General features: G+C 38.5%; 24 protein-coding genes and 1 pseudogene. 17 read left to right on the top strand and 8 right to left on the bottom strand.

Annotated elements, in window-relative coordinates; all coding sequences use genetic code 11:
• Positions 1–118: 118 nt before the first annotated feature.
• Together BMSHG_RS10600 and prli42 are read right to left on the bottom strand one after the other, a co-directional pair.
• The gene (locus BMSHG_RS10600; protein WP_019154428.1) at positions 119–508 is read right to left on the bottom strand and encodes a BsuPI-related putative proteinase inhibitor; all 390 of its coding nucleotides are present in this window, start codon (positions 506–508) and stop codon (positions 119–121) included.
• Positions 509–702: 194 nt separating this feature from the next.
• A complete protein-coding gene (prli42, locus tag BMSHG_RS28215) occupies positions 703–798 on the bottom strand; it encodes a stressosome-associated protein Prli42 (protein ID WP_019154427.1) in 96 nt (31 codons plus the stop codon).
• 149 nt (positions 799–947) lie between these two features.
• Between prli42 and mce the strand changes: the two genes are divergently transcribed.
• The 4 genes from mce (at position 948) to BMSHG_RS10575 (ending at position 4,697) form a co-directional block, all read left to right on the top strand.
• Positions 948–1,361, top strand: coding sequence for a methylmalonyl-CoA epimerase (mce, locus tag BMSHG_RS10590; protein WP_019154426.1), 414 nt, complete (start codon positions 948–950; stop codon positions 1,359–1,361).
• 4 nt (positions 1,362–1,365) lie between these two features.
• A complete protein-coding gene (locus tag BMSHG_RS10585; protein ID WP_019154425.1) occupies positions 1,366–2,913 on the top strand; it encodes an acyl-CoA carboxylase subunit beta in 1,548 nt (515 codons plus the stop codon).
• Positions 2,914–2,985: 72 nt separating this feature from the next.
• Positions 2,986–4,107, top strand: coding sequence for a M20/M25/M40 family metallo-hydrolase (locus BMSHG_RS10580; RefSeq protein WP_019154424.1), 1,122 nt, complete (start codon positions 2,986–2,988; stop codon positions 4,105–4,107).
• A 116-nt stretch (positions 4,108–4,223) separates the two neighbouring features.
• On the top strand, positions 4,224–4,697 hold the full coding sequence (locus BMSHG_RS10575; RefSeq protein WP_019154423.1) for a chemotaxis protein CheW: 474 nt from the start codon (positions 4,224–4,226) through the stop codon (positions 4,695–4,697).
• A 36-nt stretch (positions 4,698–4,733) separates the two neighbouring features.
• On the opposite strand, the gene BMSHG_RS10570 is transcribed toward BMSHG_RS10575, so the two are convergent.
• Together BMSHG_RS10570 and BMSHG_RS10565 are read right to left on the bottom strand one after the other, a co-directional pair.
• A complete protein-coding gene (locus tag BMSHG_RS10570; RefSeq protein ID WP_019154422.1) occupies positions 4,734–5,120 on the bottom strand; it encodes a hypothetical protein in 387 nt (128 codons plus the stop codon).
• Positions 5,121–5,122: 2 nt separating this feature from the next.
• Positions 5,123–5,320 (bottom strand): helix-turn-helix transcriptional regulator, encoded by a 198-nt coding sequence (locus BMSHG_RS10565; RefSeq protein WP_026073409.1) that lies wholly within the window; start codon positions 5,318–5,320, stop codon positions 5,123–5,125.
• 913 nt (positions 5,321–6,233) lie between these two features.
• Between BMSHG_RS10565 and BMSHG_RS29450 the strand changes: the two genes are divergently transcribed.
• The 6 genes from BMSHG_RS29450 to BMSHG_RS10540 all read left to right on the top strand — a co-directional run bounded on the left by BMSHG_RS29450 (position 6,234) and on the right by BMSHG_RS10540 (position 11,464).
• Positions 6,234–6,464: an ABC transporter transmembrane domain-containing protein gene (locus BMSHG_RS29450; RefSeq protein WP_034658756.1), complete on the top strand. Its 231-nt coding sequence runs from the start codon at positions 6,234–6,236 to the stop codon at positions 6,462–6,464.
• Between the two features lie 103 nt (positions 6,465–6,567).
• Positions 6,568–7,842, top strand: coding sequence for a DNA polymerase IV (locus tag BMSHG_RS10560; RefSeq protein WP_019154420.1), 1,275 nt, complete (start codon positions 6,568–6,570; stop codon positions 7,840–7,842).
• Between the two features lie 133 nt (positions 7,843–7,975).
• Positions 7,976–9,385 (top strand): NADP-dependent phosphogluconate dehydrogenase, encoded by a 1,410-nt coding sequence (gndA, locus tag BMSHG_RS10555; protein ID WP_026073408.1) that lies wholly within the window; start codon positions 7,976–7,978, stop codon positions 9,383–9,385.
• Between the two features lie 165 nt (positions 9,386–9,550).
• The gene (locus BMSHG_RS28680; protein ID WP_019154418.1) at positions 9,551–9,694 is read left to right on the top strand and encodes a hypothetical protein; all 144 of its coding nucleotides are present in this window, start codon (positions 9,551–9,553) and stop codon (positions 9,692–9,694) included.
• A gap of 197 nt (positions 9,695–9,891) precedes the next feature.
• A complete protein-coding gene (locus BMSHG_RS10545) occupies positions 9,892–10,434 on the top strand; it encodes a signal peptidase I (protein WP_019154417.1) in 543 nt (180 codons plus the stop codon).
• Between the two features lie 121 nt (positions 10,435–10,555).
• Complete coding sequence (locus BMSHG_RS10540; RefSeq protein WP_019154416.1) at positions 10,556–11,464, top strand: hypothetical protein; 909 nt, start codon at positions 10,556–10,558, stop codon at positions 11,462–11,464.
• Between the two features lie 373 nt (positions 11,465–11,837).
• Here the strand turns inward: BMSHG_RS10540 and BMSHG_RS10535 are convergent, their stop codons facing one another.
• Entirely contained in the window at positions 11,838–12,794 is a 957-nt protein-coding gene (locus tag BMSHG_RS10535; RefSeq protein ID WP_019154415.1) for an alpha/beta hydrolase, read from the bottom strand.
• 208 nt (positions 12,795–13,002) lie between these two features.
• Here BMSHG_RS10535 and BMSHG_RS10530 point away from each other — a divergent pair, with 208 nt between their 5' ends.
• Positions 13,003–13,707 (top strand): NAD-dependent epimerase/dehydratase family protein, encoded by a 705-nt coding sequence (locus BMSHG_RS10530; protein ID WP_019154414.1) that lies wholly within the window; start codon positions 13,003–13,005, stop codon positions 13,705–13,707.
• A 40-nt stretch (positions 13,708–13,747) separates the two neighbouring features.
• Here BMSHG_RS10530 and zwf read toward each other — a convergent pair whose 3' ends face one another.
• Positions 13,748–15,217: a glucose-6-phosphate dehydrogenase gene (gene zwf / locus BMSHG_RS10525; protein ID WP_034658795.1), complete on the bottom strand. Its 1,470-nt coding sequence runs from the start codon at positions 15,215–15,217 to the stop codon at positions 13,748–13,750.
• Positions 15,218–15,502: 285 nt separating this feature from the next.
• Here zwf and rnz point away from each other — a divergent pair, with 285 nt between their 5' ends.
• The 3 genes from rnz to BMSHG_RS10510 all read left to right on the top strand — a co-directional run bounded on the left by rnz (position 15,503) and on the right by BMSHG_RS10510 (position 17,862).
• Positions 15,503–16,429, top strand: coding sequence for a ribonuclease Z (gene rnz, locus BMSHG_RS10520; RefSeq protein WP_019154412.1), 927 nt, complete (start codon positions 15,503–15,505; stop codon positions 16,427–16,429).
• 190 nt (positions 16,430–16,619) lie between these two features.
• Positions 16,620–17,168: a DUF6155 family protein gene (locus tag BMSHG_RS10515; protein ID WP_019154411.1), complete on the top strand. Its 549-nt coding sequence runs from the start codon at positions 16,620–16,622 to the stop codon at positions 17,166–17,168.
• Positions 17,169–17,301: 133 nt separating this feature from the next.
• Positions 17,302–17,862 carry a hypothetical protein gene (locus BMSHG_RS10510; protein ID WP_019154410.1) on the top strand — a complete coding sequence of 187 codons (561 nt, stop codon included), beginning with the start codon at positions 17,302–17,304 and terminating at the stop codon, positions 17,860–17,862.
• 96 nt (positions 17,863–17,958) lie between these two features.
• On the opposite strand, the gene namA is transcribed toward BMSHG_RS10510, so the two are convergent.
• Positions 17,959–18,975: an NADPH dehydrogenase NamA gene (gene namA, locus BMSHG_RS10505; RefSeq protein WP_019154409.1), complete on the bottom strand. Its 1,017-nt coding sequence runs from the start codon at positions 18,973–18,975 to the stop codon at positions 17,959–17,961.
• A gap of 192 nt (positions 18,976–19,167) precedes the next feature.
• On the opposite strand from namA, the gene BMSHG_RS10500 reads away from it, so the two are divergent.
• A complete protein-coding gene (locus BMSHG_RS10500; protein ID WP_019154408.1) occupies positions 19,168–19,524 on the top strand; it encodes a hypothetical protein in 357 nt (118 codons plus the stop codon).
• Between the two features lie 131 nt (positions 19,525–19,655).
• On the opposite strand, the gene proC is transcribed toward BMSHG_RS10500, so the two are convergent.
• On the bottom strand, positions 19,656–20,498 hold the full coding sequence (gene proC, locus BMSHG_RS10495; protein ID WP_026073407.1) for a pyrroline-5-carboxylate reductase: 843 nt from the start codon (positions 20,496–20,498) through the stop codon (positions 19,656–19,658).
• 463 nt (positions 20,499–20,961) lie between these two features.
• Here proC and BMSHG_RS10490 point away from each other — a divergent pair, with 463 nt between their 5' ends.
• Complete coding sequence (locus tag BMSHG_RS10490) at positions 20,962–21,924, top strand: MBL fold metallo-hydrolase (protein WP_019154406.1); 963 nt, start codon at positions 20,962–20,964, stop codon at positions 21,922–21,924.
• A gap of 218 nt (positions 21,925–22,142) precedes the next feature.
• A pseudogene (locus BMSHG_RS29115) lies at positions 22,143–22,340 on the top strand (DUF5412 family protein); the annotation flags it as partial.
• Positions 22,341–22,444: the final 104 nt, after the last annotated feature.

The raw sequence follows: 22,444 nt of genomic DNA, 5'->3' as shown, positions 1-22,444 counted from the left end.
TTAGTTAATTGAAGAGGTATTTTCTTTATAGATTTCCATTCGCCCAAACAAACCTATTGAATCCCAATAGGTTTGTTTGGGCTTGCTTTTATTGAATAGGAAGTTTGAAGGTGTTCGATCATTCGTAGTTGAAGTCAATGCTGACTTTATTTTCTTCAACATCTGTTGCGGTAATCCATGCGTCTAATGTGTATTCCCCTGGATCAATAAACGGAAGTGCTTCTGAAAGATCAAGATCATATTTGAGCTTATCTCCAGGGGCTAGAACTTCTTCTTCTACTACAGTTAAAAACATTTTATCAGTTGAATAGGTGTAAAGGATCGTTCCATCCTTATCTTTGATGGAATAATCATAATCCTGGGATGAAGGAAAGGTTAAGGTTTTGTCCTTGTCCGTGTTGTTTTCAATGGCGAGTTGATAATGGTATGTTGAAACATGGTCTATCGTAGTGCTCATTTCTTTCTCAACACTCTCCCCATTCGTATTGTCACCTTGCGAGCCTTCCATTGTTCCACAACCTACAAGAGTGACCAAGAGAAAGGCAGTGAGAGAAATTGCTATTTTTCTCAAGTGTATAAGCATCGGAATCACCACTTTTCATTTAGTTCATTTCACTTAATTAGACTTGATTTCTAGGGAAAGGTTACGAAAAAAGAGTAGGGAAAAGTCCCTACTCCTTAAAGTGTTTTTGCTGTATTTTCTTAGATAAACATAGATAAACCAAGGAGTAGTGTTGAAGCAAGCATGGCAAATATCATTAAGTAAACAATTACTTTTCTTGTTTTTTTATTTTTCAATTCATTTCCCTCCCATTGTGAACATCTTGTCTTCTATTTTACTAGGTAATTTGAAAATGAACAACCGCTCAATTTAAGGAAGGAAATAGGAATATTTTAGCGAATATTTTAAATATACTGATCGTTGTCATAATAAGGGGAGTGATTTCATGATTAAGAAGGTCGATCATATTGGGATTGCGGTTAAATCAATGGAGGAAGCGTTACCGTTTTATACAGATGTACTAGGGCTTGAAGTTCAGGCGATTGAAACTGTAGAAAGTGAAAAGGTCAAAGTAGCATTCATCAAAATCGGTGAGACAAAGATCGAATTGCTCGAACCAACAAGTGAAGAAAGTGCGATTGCAAAGCATATTGAAAAAAGAGGTGAAGGAATTCACCATGTAGCACTTGGAGTAGATTCGATTCAAGCACGAATAGATGAAATGAAGGAAAACGGAATTCAAATGCTTCAAGACAAAGCGAAAACAGGAGCAGGTGGGGCTCTTGTAGCCTTTATGCATCCGAAGTCAACGGGCAAGGTATTGTTTGAGTTATGCGAAAAAACGGATAAGGGAGAGTAGCAGGATGGACATCTATGAAAAAATAAATGAACTATATGATAGAAGACGAGAAGTGGAGCTTGGTGGCGGTGATGAACGGATCGATAAACAGCATGAGAAAGGGAAATTGACAGCAAGAGAACGGATCGAGTTGCTTGTAGACGAAGGAACTTTCGTAGAATTAAATCCTTTTATCGAACATCGCTCCCAAGATTTTGGGTTAGAAAATCAAAAGGGACCTGGAGATGGGGTAGTTACAGGCTATGGAAAAGTGAATGGCCGTCCTATCTATTTATTTTCTCAGGATTTTACCGTTTTTGGTGGCGCATTAGGGGAAATGCATGCCAATAAAATTGCCAATGTGATGGATTTAGCGGCGAAAAATGGAGCTCCTTTTATTGGGCTCAATGATTCTGGTGGGGCAAGAATTCAAGAGGGAGTTGTTTCATTAGATGGGTACGGAAAAATCTTTTATCGCAATTCGATTTATTCAGGCGTGATCCCGCAAATTTCCGTCATTATGGGGCCTTGTGCAGGTGGTGCCGTATACTCTCCCGCAATAACGGATTTTGTATTTATGGTGGAAAAAACAAGCCAAATGTTTATTACTGGACCAAAAGTGATTGAGACAGTGACAGGTGAGAAAATTTCTCCTGAAGATCTTGGTGGTGCAAAGGTACATAATTCCATTAGTGGAAATGCTCATTTTCGTAGTGAGTCTGAAGAAGAGATCATTGAAAATGTGAGAGTATTATTAAGTTATTTACCGCAAAATAGTGAAGAAAAACCGAAGATATTGGAAGTAGATGAGGAAGATGATACCCGTCCGAATTTAACGGATTTGATTCCTTTTGATGCCATCAGACCCTATGATGTAAGGGTTGTCATTGAAGAAGTTGTCGACCGTGGATCCTTCTTTGAAGTACACAAAGATTTTGCACGAAATATCGTGATTGGTTTAGCGCGGGTAAAAGGGGAAGTAGTTGGTTTAGTCTGCAATCAGCCAAAAGTGATGGCAGGTGGTCTTGATATTGATTCGTCTGACAAAGCAGCACGTTTTATTCGTTTCTGTGATAGCTTTAATATTCCGCTTATTACTTTTGAGGATGTGACAGGGTTTTTCCCAGGAGTAAAACAGGAGCATGGGGGGATCATCCGTCATGGAGCGAAAATTCTTTATGCTTATTCAGAAGCAACGGTACCAAAGCTGACTGTCATTTTACGAAAAGCTTATGGTGGTGCTTATGTTGCCTTAAATAGTAAATCGATTGGTGCTGATTTAGTGTTTGCTTGGCCAAATGCGGAAATTGCGGTGATGGGGCCACAAGGAGCGGCAAATATTATTTTTGCAAAAGAAATTCAAAATAGTGATAATCCAGAAGAGACGAGATCAAAGAAGATTGAAGAATACCGAGAAAAATTTGCCAATCCGTATGTGGCAGCGAGTATGGGAATGGTCGATGATGTCATTGACCCAAGAGAAACTCGGATAAAAATCATTCAGTCGCTTGAGATGCTTCGTCATAAAAAGGAAGAACGTCCGTATAAGAAGCATGGCAATATTCCTTTGTAAAGAAATATTTGCCGATTCTTGGCAGAAAAAGCTATACTGAAGTAGGAAGATAAACGAAAAGGAGATACATCAATGATTAACGAGGAAAGATTATTACATGAATTTCTAGAGCTTGTACAAATTGATTCAGAAACAAAATACGAAACTGAAATTGCTAAAGTATTAAAGCAAAAATTTTCTGCTTTAGGTGTGGAAGTGTTTGAGGATGACACAACTGCATTAACAGGACATGGTGCTGGGAACTTAGTTTGTACTCTTCCTGGAACGAAAGATGGAGTCGATACCATTTATTTTACATCACATATGGATACGGTTGTCCCAGGTAAAGGGATAAAGCCATCAATTAAGGATGGATATGTAGTTACAGATGGTACGACGATTCTTGGGGCAGATGATAAAACAGGATTAGCGGTTATGCTTGAAGTAATTCGAGTATTAAAGGAGCAAAATATTGCTCATGGTACAATCCAGTTTATTATTACGGCAGGAGAAGAATCTGGCTTAGTTGGTGCTAAGGTGCTTGACTCATCTTTGGTAACTGCTAAATTTGGATATGCTCTTGATAGCGATGGCAAGGTTGGGAATATCGTCGTTGCGGCACCTACACAAGCAAAGGTGAAAGCAACCATTCTAGGGAAAACCGCCCATGCTGGTGTGGCACCTGAGAAAGGCATTTCGGCAATTACGATGGCAGCCAAGGCCATTGCCAAAATGCCATTAGGACGAATTGATGAAGAAACAACAGCTAATATTGGATATTTCAAAGGTGAAGGTCCTACCAATATCGTTTGTGACCGTGTAGAAATTTTAGCAGAAGCACGTTCTCTTCTAACTGAAAAAATGGAAGCTCAAGTTCAAAAGATGAAGACTGCTTTTAAATCAGTTGCGTCTGAAATGGGTGGAAGTGCTGAAGTTGAGGTAGAAGTGATGTACCCAGGCTTTAAATATGGTGAAGGGGACCATGTCGTTGAAGTGGCACGTAAAGCAGCTGCGAAAATTGGCAGAAGCACTGAGCTTTTAAAGAGCGGCGGAGGTAGTGATGCCAACGTCATTGCTGGATTTGGAATTCCAACTGTCAATCTTGCTGTTGGATACGAGGAAATACATACGAAAAATGAACGGATGCCGATTGAAGAGCTAAACAAGCTTGCTGAAATGGTCATTGCCATTATCGAAGAAGTTAGCCAAGGATAAACCTTCTTAAGAGAACCAGTGTTGTGGTTCTCTTATTACTTTTGTACTAGAAATTTTACATAGACAAAGGGCCTATTTGGTGAGTACTATAGAGAGAGGAAGGTGAGGGGATATTCATGCAAGATTCAAATAAATTGGTTGTGTTTACAGTAGGAAATGAAGAATATGCGATTCCGATTGAAAATGTTTTATCAATTGAAAAGCTAGAAGGAATTACACCAATTCCCCATTTACCAGCTTATGTGAACGGGATTATGAAGGTCAGAGGCGAGTTGATTCCAGCCATCGATACAGAAAGGATTCTCTATAATCGTGAAATGGAATCAACTGATGCTGTACGCGTCATCGTCCTACATACAGATGACCTATCATTAGGGGTCCTTGTAAAAGAAGCAAAGGAAATCTTGGATATTCCATCTGAAATCATTAAGCAGGTAGGGTTGGTAGCTTACCAGAAAACGAGCTATTTTACTGGCGTTGCCAATCTAGATGGCCGACTGATCACCATTATCTCTCCAACTGTGTTAGTGAGAACACTGGACGGTATTAAAGAAATACAGGAATTTATGGAGAACGAGAAGCAAAAGTAGCCTAATATTGGGCTACTTTTGTTTTGTCATTCACCTTTATAATATTTTCGAATAGACGACCATTGTACTTGGAATTGATATTGTCATAATACAAAAAAGGACGATGAGTACTTGAGTTGCATCTAATGTTAAGAACCCAAAAGAACCTGTAGATAGAAACAAAACAAATAATGAACCAAAAAGAATAAAATAGTTCACCGTCATGGACTTTCCCATAATTTCCTTGGCACGTTCATCTCTTGGGAAAATATGTGGTGAAAGATATGCAAAAAGCAACTGATTTATCCCAAGTGCGAGTAACATGATCGCAACTGGAAAACTCCCCTTTGTAACTTCTTCATAATTTAAATAGATCCCCATAATCGTAAATAAAATCCCCATACATAAATAGGTGATTCGATTTGATTTTTTAAATCCAGCCATAGTTATTCCTCCTCATAAGTAAAAATTTCTTCAATTTGACAATTGAATACTTTTGCAAGTTTGAAAGCAAGCGTTATAGATGGATTATACCGTTCCTTTTCAAGCGAAATGATCGTTTGTCTTGAAACTTCTAATCGTTCAGCTAATTCATCCTGAGTTAAGTAATGAATTGCACGCAAATCTCTAATATTATTTTTCACTATATCACCCACATAAGTAAAGTCAGCTTTACGTTAAGTCTACTTTACATTGTTTTCTCGCTATAAGTCAAGTTGACTTTACATTTTTAGTAACTATAGTGGAAACGGCTTATGAACCTTTATTGAAAGGAAAGCCACTAACGTTGCCATTCTAAATGACCGACTAATCTCGTACTCTGTTAGTGATATTACTCGATGTTATCAAAGAAATAGAGGAATATTGGAGAACGAAGCACAGAAAGCTGATTCCAAAAGTCATCGTTAATAGCTTTTGGGATCAGTTTTTTTAATTGTCTAAGAATTTATAAATTCCCTCGACTTAATGTTCGTATAAACGGTAGGAGTAGCGGTATGAAACATAACAGGAAAAATTCCGCTTAATGAGCAGACATCATGAAAGGCTAATGTTGTCCGAATCCGCCAGATATTCGGACAGAGAAGCAGGGTGAATCGGCGATGTTGTCCGAATCCGCTTGAAATTCGGACAGAGAAGCGGGGTGAATCGGCAATGTTGTCCGAATCCGCTTGAAATTCGGACAGGGAAGCAGGGTGAATCGCTAATCTTGTCCGAATCCGGCAGATATTCGGACAGGGAAGCAGGGTGAATCGGCGATGTTGTCCGAATCCGCTTGATATTCGGACAGGGAAGCAGGGTGAATCGCTAATGTTGTCCGAATCCGCTTGAAATTCGGACAGAGAAGCAGGATGAATCGGCGATGTTGTCCGAATCCGCTTGATATTCGGACAGAGAAGCAGGGTGAATCGGTGATGTTGTCCGAATCCGCTTGAAATTCGGACAGGGAAGCAGGGTGAATCGCTAATGTTGTCCGAATCCGCTTGAAATTCGGACAGGGAAGCAGGGTGAATCGCTAATCTTGTCCGAATCCGGCAGATATTCGGACAGAGAAGCAGGGTGAATCGGCGATGTTGTCCGAATCCGCCAGATAATAAAAAAACAAGAGAAAATTCGAGAAAAGAGCGGGAAAGCTTTTCAAAGATATTAAATTCCACTCAAGAAACAATTAACGGAATTAATACGATAAAAGTTTTTAGTAAAGAGTCTTTTTTTACGAGAATGTTTGCTCGAAAGCTGGATCATCATTTTCGTTTTGTTCAGCATCATCTTTTTTTCAACTTAACATGAAAGTTGAGGGGGAGCTTTATCACGCTCTTCTTTTTTATGCCGATAAACGAACGTGTGCTAAAATAAACCTATATGAATCTCTATTCTTGGAAGTGTTGACGGGATGAAAAACATGTATCCGAAAAATGGTCGAGTGATCTTGCATGTGGATATGAATAGCTTCTATGCCTCGGTGGAAATGGCTTATGATCCTTCATTGAAAGGAAAGCCTCTAGCGATTGCAGGGAATCCTGAGGAAAGACGGGGAATTATTGTTACATGTAGTTATGAGGCGAGGAAATTTGGTGTGAAGACGACGATGCCCCTATGGGAGGCAAAAAAACTTTGTCCGCAGTTGATTGTGAAAAAACCAAATTTCGATCGGTACCGAGCAGCTTCGATGGGGATGTTCGAGCTTTTGAATCAATTTTCAAAGCTTGTGGAGCCCGTATCGATTGATGAAGGTTATATGGATATTACGGAAAGCTATGAATTAGGAACGCCTCTTGAAATTGCCGAGCAAATTCAAAAGCGCCTCATTCGGCAGCTTGATTTGCCATGTAGTATTGGCATTGCTCCGAATAAGTTTCTAGCCAAAATGGCTTCAGATATGAAGAAGCCTTTAGGGATTACCGTCTTAAGAAAAAGGGATATTCCAACTGTGCTTTGGCCGATGGAGGCAGGGGAAATGCATGGGGTTGGCAAGAAGACAGCGGAGAAATTAAAAGGAATAGGAATTTACACGATCGGGGATTTAGCAAAAGGAAATGAAATTCAGCTTAAAGCCTTACTAGGGATCAATGGAATCCGTTTAAAAGAAAGAGCAAATGGGAACGACAATCGCCTTGTTGACCCTGATGCCATCTCAGATTTTAAAAGTATTGGAAATTCGACAACTTTGCCAAAAGACATTTCCAATCAGCAGGAACTTTTTCGTGTGTTAGAAGGGTTGGCAGAAAAGGTATCCGTACGCCTGAAACGGAAAAAAGTCATGGCGACGTCATTAGGAATTACGATTCGTTATAAGGATCGAAAAACGGTGACGAGAAGTAAGAAATTATTGAATCCCGTTTCTGCACAAGATGACATTTTACAATTAGCGAAGCAAATGCTTGTCTTGAACTGGACAGGGGATGCAGTTCGCCTTTTAGGGATTACAGGGACAGATTTGGTGGAACATGATCATGCCGTGAAACAGCTCGACCTTTTTTCTTATGAAAAGGATGCGAAAAAAGAGCCGCTAATAGAAACAGTATCAAAGTTAAAGGAAAAATTCGGGGCCCACATCATCGAGCAGGCAAGCCATCTTTCCCATGAGCAGAAACGCCAAATTGGAACAGAAACGAGTTTTAATAAAGATTTTCTGCAAATCGAAAAAAAGAAAAAGGATTCTCAATAGGCTCATTTTTCAGCCACTTTATGACAAACTAATGACAGGAAACTTATATTTTTGCATCTTTGCGTATTTCTTGCTAAAGTAAAGTGGATTCACGATGCAATCGTATTTCAAGGTAAGAAGGGAAGTAACAAGAATGACAAAACAACAATTTGGTGTAATTGGGCTCGCCGTAATGGGAAAAAACCTAGCGATGAATATTGAAAGCAGAGGATATTCCGTTTCTGTTTACAATCGTTCGCGTGAAAAAACGGATGAGATGTTAAAGGAAGTAGAAGGCCGTAATTTCGTTGGTACATATACAATTGAAGAGTTCGTCGAGTCACTTGAAAAACCACGCAAAATTATGTTAATGGTTAAAGCGGGTGGACCTACAGATGCAACCATTGAACAATTAAAGCCTCATTTAGAAAAAGGGGATATTTTAATCGATGGTGGAAACACTTTCTTCGTTGATACGCAAAGACGTAATAAGGAATTAAGTGAGCTTGGCATTCATTTCATCGGAACAGGAGTTTCTGGTGGAGAAGAGGGCGCTTTAAAGGGGCCTTCGATCATGCCTGGTGGGCAAAAAGAGGCGTATGAATTAGTTGCACCTATTTTTAAAGATATTTCGGCAAAAGTAAATGATGAGCCTTGTACGACTTATATTGGCCCAGATGGTGCAGGTCATTACGTCAAAATGGTTCACAACGGAATCGAATATGGAGATATGCAACTTATTTCTGAGTCCTACTTTTTATTAAAAAATGTCCTAGGACTTACTGCAGAAGAGCTTCATGAAGTGTTTGCTGATTGGAATAAGGGCGAGCTTGATAGCTACTTAATCGAAATCACAGCAGACATCTTCAAGAAAAAGGATGATGAAACAGGTAAACCGATGGTTGATGTCATCCTTGATACAGCAGGTCAAAAAGGCACGGGGAAATGGACAAGCCAAAGTGCTCTTGACTTAGGCGTTCCACTGCCAATTATTACAGAGTCTGTGTTCGCTCGTTTCATTTCAGCGATGAAGGATGAGCGTGTGGCAGCAAGTAAAGTATTAAATGGCCCTGAAGTAACGCCGTTCTCAGGTGACCGAGCAAGCTTTATCGAATCCGTTCGTAAGGCGCTTTATATGAGTAAAATTTGTTCTTATGCACAAGGATTTGCGCAAATGAGAGCAGCTTCTGAAGAGTATAATTGGGATTTACAATACGGAGATATCGCTATGATTTTCCGTGGCGGCTGTATAATTCGGGCTCAATTCTTACAAAAAATTAAAGATGCCTATGATCGAGAAGCAGGTCTAAAGAATCTTCTTCTTGATCCATATTTCAAGGAAATTGTCGAAAGCTATCAATACGCTTTACGTGAGATTATCGCAGTAGCCGTTCAAAACGGAATTCCTGTTCCATGTTTCTCAGCGGCATTATCTTACTACGATAGCTACAGAACCGAAACATTACCAGCAAATCTACTTCAAGCACAACGTGATTACTTTGGTGCTCACACGTATCAACGTGTCGACAAGGAAGGTATTTTCCATACGGAATGGTTAGATTAACAATAAAAACGAACAGCTCAATTTGATTGGGCTGTTTTTTGTTTTGTTTAAAGAATCCAATTGATTTTATGGAAATACCCTCTATTCTAAGCTATGCTAGATTCATAGTTCACCCCAGCTTAAAGGATTATCGGGGTCAAATCACTTGATGAATGGGGAGAGGACATGCTCGTAATATTCGTAGTTGTTATATTAATCGTTTTCCTATTTGATTTTGCCAAAATGAGGGGTCAGAACGAAACTTTAATTGTGCAAAATAAAAAAATCATCGCCTTGTTAGAGGAAATGAAAGAGCAGAAAAAGGACTAGGTGTAATTGTGTTAAGTTTTTTCTAAAAAATTTTTTGAACTGCTAGGCTGGATGCTTAGTAGTTTTTTTAAATGTCATTTTTACTATTTAGAACATTAGGACTTGTATAACGAACGAAGTAAGCTTATACTTTTCTTATAGTGTTCTTAGTAAAGAACAAAAGATTCTTTGTCATTTTTAAATTTAAAGGGGGGCTTATGATTAAGAGAACCTTCAAAATCATTGCAAATTTATTTTCACTATTACTCGTAATCGTTCTATTACTCTCGCTCTATTCCTTCATTCAATCTACTAGGAATTCTGATTCATTACCGTCCATTTTCGGATTCAATATGCTTACTATTTTAACGGGGAGCATGGAACCAGGGTTTACTCAAGGAGATTTTATCATCATCCGTCCGTATTCTACAGATGAACCAATGATCGATGATGTGGTGACTTATCGAAAAGAGAGTGGAACATTTGTAACACATCGCATAGTGGATGTGGTGAATAGAAATGGGACAAGCCTGTTTCAAACAAAAGGAGATGCCAATAACGTAGTGGATGAAGCTCTTGTTCATCCCGATCAAATCGTTGGTTCTGTTATGGTTAAGATACCGAAATTAGGTTTCCTACTAAAGTTTGTAAAAAGCCCATTAGGCCTTATTACCATAACTAGCATACTATTTCTTTCGTTGATTGTAAGCATCATCAAAAAAATGGTAACAGCAAAGAAGCAAGAACAAGTGATTCGATGAGCAATTTTAGGAGGTGATGGCAAAGGAAAAGTTGATTATTTTTTTATTCTTTTTGTTCTTTATTGAGGTTCGTTATGTATTTTATTAGGTTTAAAAATAATTGGAGATAGGAGAAATGATGATGAATTTTATTAAAAAGCATAAGTTAGCTATTAGTCTTGTTGGAGTACTCATGTTAGCCATTGCAACAATTGGTACGATTGCCTACTTTAGTAAAAGTTTTACGAGTGATAAAAACGTAGCAGTTGCAGCCAAGTTTGATGTTGAAGCTGTGAATGGAAATGGAGAGACCATTGGGAATCGTCAATTTGATCTAGGAGAGGATTTAATCCCTGGAATGGAAACGATAGAAGCCTATAGCTTCCAAATTAATAAAAATAATACTACTCTACCAGTGGAGTACATGGTGAACTTAGAACCAAGTGGAAAACTATTTGGAAACAATTCTCCTATTGAATTGACTCTCCAAAGATCCATTAATAATCAGTGGGTCGATGTTGATTATTCAACAACATTTAGACCAGAAAGTGATACAGAGAGTTATAGAATACTAGTTGATTGGCCACATAGTGACAATGATATCGATTTCCAAGGTGCAAAGGGGAATATTAAGTTAGAGGTTGTTGCTTCTCAGGTGGACCCTGAAGAGGAGCCAGCAGGACCACCATACTATACTGGAGATATTATTTTTAAAGCAACACCGAATGGTTCAACAAGAACGACAACAAATAAAGAAGTTAATTTCTATATAAATGATCAAGGCTACAAAGTGATTGAAGTAACGATGGGTGACGGAACAAGTGATTTTGAAAACAAAGTTGGAGACTTTAAAGTGATTGAGAGTGTTGAAAATGGTACAACTTGGTATCGAGTGTATACGGACAAAGAGTACTATGCGAGCGAAACACAAATATGGAGAACAAGTGTTGTTGATACTTCAACAAATGGAGTGTTATATTTCGATAAAACATTAGCTCCGTTTCTCTCGATCGAATCACAAGTTCTATATGATTGGTTTTTAGCAAACTAAGTTGATTCATAGCATAGGCAATGATCATTGCCTATGCTATGAGATTATTCATACATACAATAATACTTTTAAGAGATGTTGGTTAAATGAGAATGCTAAAAACGGGTTTTAAATTTATCATTTTTATGGGAAGTGTTTTTCACTCTTCATGACAACAACTAAAGCATTCCCTTGCATTATTTATGACAAAGTTTCAGGAGCAATTCGGAGTTTCCTCAGCTTCTGCAAAGAATGTAATAAAGAATGTGCAAGTCATTGAGAGCGGAATAACTTCCCCTATTTTCTCCACAATAGTCTCCATTTTACATTTAACTGGAAATACTCCGATTGCTATAGAAGTGTTCTTTCCAGACAGCTCTTTCTTTAAAAATATTTACACATTTACCTTAGAATCTCTATTGAAAGCTATCTTAACTGCGTTTACATATTCGTTCAAAGCGCGAACAGATAGTGCTGCGTTCGGACTTAACCCCTCAAAACCGTGGTAGGCTCCAGGATATAAGTGAAACTCAATATCAACACCCGCTTCGGCAAGTTTAGTTACATAGGTGAGTGTTTCACTGCGGAATGGATCTAATTGACCTACACAAGTGTACGTGTAAGGTAAATTACTATAATCTTCTGCACGGGCAGGGGCAGCATAGGAAGGGATATTTTCCGTTCCATATAAATCTCCTAAGTACATTTTCCAGCCCGCTTCGTTTGTCTTTTGATTCCAAACCATACCTTCTTTTATTTCATGGGTAGAAGGAGTATGATTTCGGTCATCAATCATTGGATAGAGTGGCATTTGGAAACATAGAGACGGATATTTACGATCGCGTGCTAACAGTGTCAATGCGGCTGTTAATCCGCCGCCGGCACTAGCTCCTGCAACACCTATACGGTTTGAATCTATGTTTAGTGACTCTGCATTATCAGCAACCCATTTTAATCCTGTGTAACAATCCTCAATGGGCGCTGGATAAGGATTCTCGGGAGCTAATCGGTAATCTACAGAAACGACCACACAGCCAGCATCTTTTACGAATTTCATACAAAGATCGTCATTGTCTTCAACTGAACCTAAGATATAACCGCCACCATGAATCCAATACAAAACAGGTAAGGTTTCGTTATTGGATTTCGGGCGATAAATTCTTAGTCGCAATGGATTGGCATCAGGACCTGCGATCACTTCTTCTGTTAATGAAATGGCTTCATCAACCATTGTAGGTGGTCTCATTTGGTCCATTCCTTCTCTTAGTGCTGGTAAAAACTCTGGTCGTAAATCGAGGTCTTGAAACATTTCCAAGCTTGCTAATAATTCAGGGTCTACTCGTTTTTTCATACTAACACTCCTTTTTTTGTAAACGTTTTCAAAAAAGTATGGTGTAGTCTAAGTAGTATACTTGTGATAAAATCAGCACAAGTATATTGTATTTTGATAGGATGTAATTGTCGATAAATATTTAGAAAATTCCGAAATTAAAAAAGAGAACTTTTTAAAGGAATGATATTATTTGAATCACTGACTTTCTGAAAGGATGAAAAACGAAATGGATAAAAAAACGGCACTGGTAGCAGGAGCTACTGGTTTGGTAGGAAATGAGTTGCTTCATATTCTTTTAGAAAGTCAAAAATATGAAAAGATTTATGCTTTAGTAAGAAGACCACTTGAAGTTAATCATCCCATCCTTACCGAGGTGATTTGTAATTTTGAGAGACTTGAAGAAGTGGAGACGTATTTTGAGGTTGATGATGTGTTTTGTGCATTAGGAACCACCATCAAGAAAGCTAAGACAAAGGAAAACATGTATCGGATCGATGTAGAATATCCGATTTCTATTGCAATATTGGCGCATGAAAAGGGGGCCAAGCAATTTCTTATTGTAAGTTCAATGAACGCTAATAAGGATTCGCGTTTATGGTACCCAAAGATAAAGGGAGAACTGGAGAAGAAACTCAAAAACATCCCTTATCAATCTCTATCCATTTTTCAGCCGTCGCTACTAATAGGGGATAGAAGTGAGTTTCGCCTGCTGGAAAACATAGGAGTTAGAGTTGTGCGAGGTTTAGGTCGGATATTTGGGAATCAAATAAAGAGCCGAATGGGAATAGAAGCAAAGACGGTTGCAATTTCTATGTTTCTGACTGCCCAGATGGAACAAAAAGGAATCCATGTTTTTTCAGCTAGAGATATGGAGAACTCTCGACTTCAGTATAGGAATGAAAATAAAGCGAACAAAAACAACAACGCATAGAAATCCATGCGTTGTTGTTTTTTGTGCTTATTATGTGTAATTATTTGTCATCCAGATCTAAATTGGTCACAGGCCACCAGAAGTAACCGTCTTTTTCAAGAAGTTGATCAGAGCATTTTGGTCCCATCGTTCCAGACGCGTAGTTTGGGAAGCTTTCGTCAACCGTTTTTTCCCAAACCTCTGATATTTTGTCTGTGAAGCTCCAAGAAAGGGCGACCTCATCCCAATGGGTGAAGTTTGTTGCATCGCCACGCATGCAATCATATAATAGTTTTTCGTATGCTTCAGGTGTATTGATGCCGTCAATTCCTTTATTGGCATAATTTAATTTAATCGGTGTTGCTTCCATTCCTGTTCCGGCTTTTTTCGCATTTAGATGAATGGTAACGCCCTCTTCAGGTTGAATATGAATCACGAGTAAGTTTGGATTTAATTGTTGTTCGGTCTGATAATAAAGATTCATTGGTATATCTTTAAATTGAATGATAATTTTCGTAGACTTCGTTGCCATTCTTTTACCTGTGCGGATATAGAAAGGAACACCAGCCCAACGGAAATTATCAATTAAGAGCTTACCAGCAACAAAGGTTTCGGTGTTTGATTTTTCATCAACCATAGGTTCTTGACGATAGCCTGGCACAGCCTTGCCGTTTACCGTCCCTTCATCGTATTGGCCTCTAACGAAAAATTGATTAATCTCTTCACCCTCAATAGGTCGCAATGCTCGTAGCACTTTCACCTTTTCGGAGCGAATTTCTTCTGTATTTAAGCGAATAGGAGGTTCCATGGCGAGTAGGGCAACCATTTGAATCAGATGGTTTTGCACCATATCTCGTAACGCCCCGCTATTTTCATAATATCGGCCGCGCTCCTCGACTCCAAGAACTTCACTTGAAGTGATTTGGATGTTTGAGATGTAGCGATTATTCCACAATGGTTCAAAAATCGCATTGGCAAAACGAATCACTTCTATATTTTGCACCATTTCTTTTCCGAGGTAGTGGTCAATTCGGTAAATCTCATCTTCTGAAAAAGCTGTTCTAATTTGGTTATTCAATTCTTTCGCTGACTCGAGGTCATGACCAAATGGTTTTTCAATGACTAGACGTTTAAAACCAGTTACATCGGTAAGGCCATCCGATTTTAAGTGAAGAGCAATGGGTCCGAAAAATTCTGGAGCCATCGCTAAGTAAAAGATGCGATTCCCATGTAGCTGATAATGGTTATCTAAATCAGCCGCCATATTTTTTAATGTCGCATAGGAAGCCGAGTCCGTAACATCATGAGAATGGTAGTAAAAATGGGAAGCGAAATCGTCTATTCTGTCTTCCTTTTCAATCGCAGTTTTAACAGAATCCTTAATAGACTGTTGAAATTCTTCGTTCGTTAATGGACGTCTTGCTACACCAATAACGGCAAAATTTTTGGAGAGCTTGTCCTTTTCAAATAATTTATATAGTGATGGAAATAGCTTGCGCTTGGCTAAATCACCAGTTGCTCCAAATATCATGATGAGTGCTGTTTGTTTATCGTTTTGGTTCAAGATACTAGACCTCTTTTCTCACTTTATGTATGAATCATATATCTTCTAGTTTAGACTTTACTTGAAAGAAGTTCTATGAATTAGGCTCAAATATGAATTTTATAGTTTTCGGACGCAATTCGCAAATATTTTAGCACATTCTCCATTATTTTTTGTCTTTTAAGATGGAACTATCCAAAATGAACATAAAGTGCACCATATGATATAGTAAGTAGATAAGAAGAACCGGAACGGTAAGAAAGGAGTTTTTTTATGGAAGTTTTATTTCTTGGGACGGGAGCGGGCATCCCAGCAAAGCTCCGGAACGTTACGTCCATCGCTTTAAAATTGCTTGAAGAACGTGGGGCTGTTTGGTTGTTCGATTGCGGTGAAGCAACTCAACATCAAATTTTACATACATCTCTAAAGCCGCGAAGAGTCGAGAAAATCTTTATTACCCATTTGCATGGAGATCATATTTATGGTCTTCCTGGCTTTTTAGCGAGTCGCTCTTTCCAAGGGGGAGAGTCGGATGTAACGATTTATGGACCAAAGGGTATTCAAACGTTTGTGGAGACGAATCTGTCAGTAAGTCAAACATATTTGAAATATCGATTGCATTTCGTTGAAGTGGGTGAAGGAGTTGTGTTTGAGGATGAGCAGTTTCTCGTAGAATCCGGCTTATTAGAACACGGAATTGATTCCTATGGTTATCGCGTGGTTGAAAAGGATCGTCCAGGGGTGTTACAGGTGGATAAACTAGCAGAAGCAGGGATAAAACCCGGTCCTATTTATAAACAAATCAAAAATGGTGAGAGCGTCACTCTTGAGGACGGAACAGTTGTGGATGGAAAAATGTTCACAGGTCCTGATATCAAGGGGAGAGTCGTGACGATTTTAGGGGACACAAGGTTTTGTAAAGCTTCGAAGAAATTAGCTGAATCAGCTGACCTCCTGATTCATGAAGCAACCTTTGCTGCTGGAGAAGAAGGTTTAGCCCATGAGTATTTTCACTCTACGACAACGCAAGCAGCTCAAGTTGCGAAAGAGGCAAAGGCGAAGAAACTATGTCTAACCCATATTAGTTCAAGATACGACCGAGCAAATTGGGACATGCTTGTCGCCGAAGCAAAAGGAATTTTCCCAACGACAGATATTTCTCAGGATTTTAAAGAGATTGTGATTCCCTTGAAGAGATAATTGTTTTTTATACTGAACCCAAATATAAATTTCATCAAATAAACCAATAGATATTGATGAAATTTAACGTTGATGGCTGGAATGATAAATGATTCAATATTTAAATAAAGAAAGATGTAGATTTTTTGATAGTCGAGGAAAAGAAAACTATAAACATGGCTATATAATGTGTAAGAAGGGGGAATGTATCATGACATTATTAAAGGTTAGTGAACTAAAAAAGGAACTGAAATCAATTGACCAAAAAGAGTTAGTTCAGTTAATTACAGAATTATACAAGCTAAATAAAGAGGTTAAACAGTACTTGTCCAATAAATTTATAGGCGAGGAAGCAGAAGAAGCATTATACAATGAAACCGCAAGAAAGATAAGAAATGAATTTTTTCCGGATCGTGGCGATGGAAAACTACGTTTACAAGAGGCAAAGAAAGCAATCTCAAATTACAAGAAACTTTCAGGAGATGAATTGAGTACCTTGGATTTGATGCTTTATTATGTTGAATTAGGAACAGACTTCACACTTGCATATGGAGATATTGACCAAAGATTTTATAGGAGCATGGAATCAATGTATTATAATGTTGTGAAAGAATGTAACAATAAGAAAGAATACTATGACGAAATCAAGGATAGATTATATTCTATTGTTGAGAAAACGGATGGTATTGGATGGGGATACCATGATGTGATCGTAGAATATTATTATTATTTAAATTGGTTAGATGATGAGGAGGAATAAAGCGTTTTTAAAAGCAGACTGAAACAATTTGTTCTTCTGTATATTGCAACAAAAAATCGTCATTCCGTTGAAGAAATAGGTAGATTGAATAGTAGGTGGTAATGTTGCAGATAATAATGTCTGAGATCTCGATGTGAATCAAGGACGTGGTGATATCAAAACGATAAAATTATCTGTGTTATTTATCATTTTATCCATTACTTTTACACTAGAAGCCAGTGCGGACTTTAAGGATGAGGAATTTCATCGCTCCTTTTTTGAAATTGGATTTAAGGAAGTTCAAGTTGCACTTCAGGAAGCAGAGGACCATTTTAAGAAGGAAATGGCTTTACCAGTACAAATTCCACCGATTGAGTTTACCCATAGTTTTGGGAGATTTATAAACTTGAGAGGGATGGAAAACGACGAATTTGAAATGGAATATCGACATATAGATAAGCCTGAAAATCACTATATGATATCAATAAAGCCAGCCAAGTATGGTGTGCCAATTCGAAAGGAACTGATCGATCAAGTTATGATCCTAAAAGATGGAAGTAAGGCTACCTATAGTATGAAAGCGGTAAATGGCTTCAATTTATTTCGATTTGAAAAGAATGGCTGGCAATATGTTCTTTATATAAATCAGGATGTTTCACGCCAAGTTCCATTAGAAACTTTATTAGATATCGCGAACTCAGTCAGTGGTAAATAAAAAGCACGTGGAAAAAATCTCCTTTTTCCACATGCTTTTTTAATGATTCATTGTCCAGTCATGGAATAACGGACAATTCCTTCAATCATTTGCATCTTACCATCCACGATCATATTGCTTAGGAGGATCGATGGTAACGCCTAATTCTTTCGCAGCTGTTCTTGGGAAGTAAGGATCACGTAAGAGCTCGCGCGCAAGGAAGATTAAATCTGCTCGGTTATTTTGCAAAATTTCTTCTGCTTGAATGGCGGTCGTGATTAAGCCAACAGCTCCAGTATCAATGTCTGCCCCATGTTTAATAGCTTCGGCAAACGGAACTTGATAACCAGGGTACGCATGAATTCGTGCTGGTACAACAGCACCAGAGCTGACATCTATCAGGTCAACGTCTTGCTCCTTCATCCATTGTGAAAGCGGAACATAGTCTTCTGGCGCCATTCCATCAGGATGATAATCAGATGCCGATACCCTAACAAATAGTGGGCCATTCCAAACTTCTTTCACAGCTTCGATTGTTTCTCGTAAGAAACGGTAACGATTTTCAGCTGTTCCGCCATATTCATCGGTCCGTTTGTTTGAAAGAGGGGACAAGAATTCATTGATTAAGTAGCCGTGTGCAGCATGGATTTCAATGACATCAAAGCCTGATTTTTTTGCTCTTAAAGCCCCTTGTTTAAAGGCCTCAATTACCTCATGAATATCCTCTAATGTCATTTCCTTCGGTGTTTTCATGTCTTCGTTAAAAGGAATAGCTGATGGGGCTAAGATTTCTCCATCTACCATTGCTTTTCGTCCAGCATGTGCGAGCTGAATACCCGTTTTTGTTCCATAGCTCTTAATTTGGCTTGTTAATCGAAATAATCCCTCAATATGGTCATCGCTCCAAATTCCGAGATCCTTTGAGGAAATTCGTCCTTGAGGTGTCACTGCAGTCGCTTCTTGAATAATGAGACCAACTTGCCCGACTGCTCGGCTGACATAATGAGTCATATGAAAATCCTCGACTTTTCCATCCTCATTTTCGCTAGAATACATGCACATGGGTGCCATGACGATGCGATTTTTTAACGTTAAATCTTTAATGGAATAAGTAGAAAATAATTTGTTATCCAATTAAGTTGCCTCCTCTGTTCGGTATGTTAAAAGTATAACAATGGATTGGCAAATTCGAAAAATATATGCTTAGTATAATGTGTCTATTTTAAGACCAAGAAACAATAATTGTTAAAAAAGAATCATAGACTGAAGCCTTTTTCTTGGCTTGCCCGTGCTATTATATAAAAAAAGAGTTCGGAGTGATTTTTAATGGAAGAAACTTTAAAATTAATTCTCACTGAATTACATGACCTGAAAGAAGGACAGCAAGAATTTAAAGAAGAACTGCAAGGTTTAAAAGAGTCCCAGCAAGAATTTAAGCTAGGACTGGAAGAACTGAAAGAATCCCAGCAAGAACTAAGGAAAGATGTTTCAATTATTAAAGATAATCTTATCAATGGTCTTGGCCCTTACTTTGGACAAATTGAGAAACATATCGGCGATCAAACATCAGAACTGAAAGAAGTACTAGAAGATCAACAAAAGGTTATTGATATATTAGCAGTGCGTTCGTTGAAACATGAAAGTGATATTAAAGACCTTAAACACATATTGAGGAACCAGTAAGGAAGATTTCGCTCCATGTTTGCAAAATGACTCTCAGTGCGGTTTTTATTACCATATTGATTACGGCATACACCGAAGGCAATCATCTGCCTTCGGTTTTCGTATTTTTCCATAAGAACGAAATCGTTCTCTTACTTATGCTTTTCTTTTTCTAGGTCCTCTGCTAAAGCAAGACCAAGTCGCTTCGATTGGGAAGTTGCCTCCTTAATACATTGGATAAATGCTTCCTGCACTTGGTGCTCCTTTAGAATTTTTAACCCTGCCTCAGTTGTGCCGCCAGGACTCGTTACTTCTTTTCGTAGCTGTTCTGGTGGCTTTGTTGTTTTTGAGACCATCCCAGCTGCTCCAATTAATGTTTGAACGATGAGCTTTTGTGCTAGTTCACCTTCAAGCCCGATTTCGGTTGCACTTTTTTCCATGGCTTCAATTAAATAATAAATGTAAGCAGGGCCACTGCCAGACAATCCAGTAACTGCATCTAGCTGTTTTTCTTCAACACAAACGGTCAGGCCGACGGTGTCAAACATTGTTTTGATTAAATGGAGTTGTTCTTCGCTTGCAATTGAGTTGGCAGCAAGTGCTGTCGCTGATTGGCCGATAGCTGCAGAAGTATTGGGCATCACTCTAACAAGCGGAATAGACTGCTCAGCAAGCATTTCGATACTTTGCATGGATACTCCAGCAAGCATGGAAACAAGGAGGGTATCCTTTTTTAAGTAAGGGTTAATTTGCGCCACTGCTTGGGCAACATCCTTTGGTTTCATCGCTAACATCATAACAGTAGCATCCTGGAGCATTTCTTCAAAATCATAGGTCGGATTGACTCCGTATTGTTCATGGAGTTGGTTTAGTTTTTCCTTGTTGCTCCGATTTGTCACCCAGATTTGCTCACCTTTAATAAAATTCTTTTCGACCATGCCAGAAATTAATGCCTCTGCCATTGAGCCAGCTCCGATCATTGCGATTTTTTCCATGTCATCATCTCCTACTCCAATTAAAAAAGACCCTTCATCCAATAAAGGACGAAAGGTCTTGCTTCCGTGGTACCACCTTTTTTCACCTGCCATAACACGATAGGTGATCTCAATATCCCGTTAACGCCGGTAGACGGTTAGGTTTGCTAACAGCTCTTTAGGTAGGTTCAATGGGTAAGTGGATGGTGAAGCCTTTCAGCCGCTGAGCTTCACTCTCTTTCATCATTTTCCATTTACTAGTCCTTCGTCATCGCTTTGTATAAAATATTAATAGAGATTATGCAAGATCTATAGCTTGTCTGTCAAGTATGTTTTGAAAATAAATAAAATTATTTACATATTAAGTTATGTGAAAATAATGACAGTTTTTGATCATAAAGGTAAACTATTGATTATATGAGTGTATTTTGTCAAAGAAAAACATAAATACTTATGTGAAAATAATGTTTAAGGAGAATGGAAAATGACGGAATGGAAAAACGGAGTGGCTAAAATCATCATTCCCACTCCCTTTGCAGTTGGGGATGTGAACATTTATGTGATTAAGGGGGAGGTACTAACATTAGTAGATGTTGGACCGAAGACGGATGAAGCCTGGCAGGCAGTAACGGATCAATTAAAAGAATTGGGTTTACGCACTTCTGATATTGACCAAGTAGTATTAACCCATCACCATCCAGATCATGCTGGCCTATTAGATTATTTTCCGGCATCCTTACCTGTATACGGGCATCCATTGAATAATAGGTGGTTGAGTCCCACCGAACATTTTTTAGCAGAAAATGATCAGTTTTTTATAAAAGCGTTTCAAGAATTTGGCATTCCAAAGGATTACTGGAGATTGGCAGGAGCGATTAAAAAAGACTTGAAATATTCGTGCAATCGCTTGTTGACGGGATTTTTAGTAGAAGGAGATACTCCAATTGGCTTGTCGGACTGGCAGGTGATCGAGACTCCAGGTCATGCTCAAAGTCATATAGGATTGTATCGGGAAAAGGATCACTGTTATATTGGTGGAGATCATTTAATTGCTCATGTCTCCCCGAATCCTATTTTAGAGCCGCCAATATCAGGAGAGTTAGACCGGCCAAAGCCACTGCTTCAATACATTGCTTCTTTGAAAAAGTTGTTAGAGATCCCGATGAGTTTAGTGTATTCAGGTCATGGTGAAGAAATCCTTCACAAGAATGAGTTGATCCATAAAAGACTGTCACAGCAACATGAACGGTCAGAGAAGGTGAAGAAAATGCTAGAGAAGGAGCCGTTGACGATTTTTGAAGCCTGTCAGCTTCTTTTTCCTAAGGTGTATGAACGTCAGCTATCACTCACGATGTCAGAGACTGTCGGGCAGTTTGACTATTTAATGGCGCAAGGGGCAATCGTTTCCACCAATGAAAATGGAGTATGGCGATATACGACAAAATGACTTTTCATAAGAGGATGATTTCTTGAATACAACGTTACATGAGAAAAAGAAAAAATGGAACAGGGCATTTAAGTTTATATTTATAGCGAGTGTCCTTCTTTTAGGCATGATTGGATATGGAATATATTGGACGTTTTTGATATGAATCGCCTGCCAACAGGGATTTTCTTACAGAAGTAGCATCTCCTGATGGAACTTATAGTGTAAAGGCATATCTCGTAAACGGTGGAGCTACGACTTCATTCTCGATTCGAGGAGAACTTGTTTACCATAAGGAAAATAAAAAAACACAAAATTTATATTGGAATTATCGTGAAGGAGCGGCAAATATACATTGGATCGATCAGAAAACGGTCGTCATTAATGACCATACTCTTGATGTTCTGAAAGATAAATATGATTTTCGAAAACAATAATGGACCTTGTACCTGAGGTCTTTTTTTATTGTCAGGAATTTATAAATTTCCTCGACTTGTGGATAATGTGTTCGTATAAACAGTTGGCGTATCGGCATGAAAAA

This window comes from Robertmurraya massiliosenegalensis JC6, from assembly GCF_000311725.1.
GTDB classification, from domain to species: Bacteria; Bacillota; Bacilli; order Bacillales; family Cytobacillaceae; genus Robertmurraya; species Robertmurraya massiliosenegalensis.
This window is presented reverse-complemented; position numbering and strand designations above follow the sequence as displayed.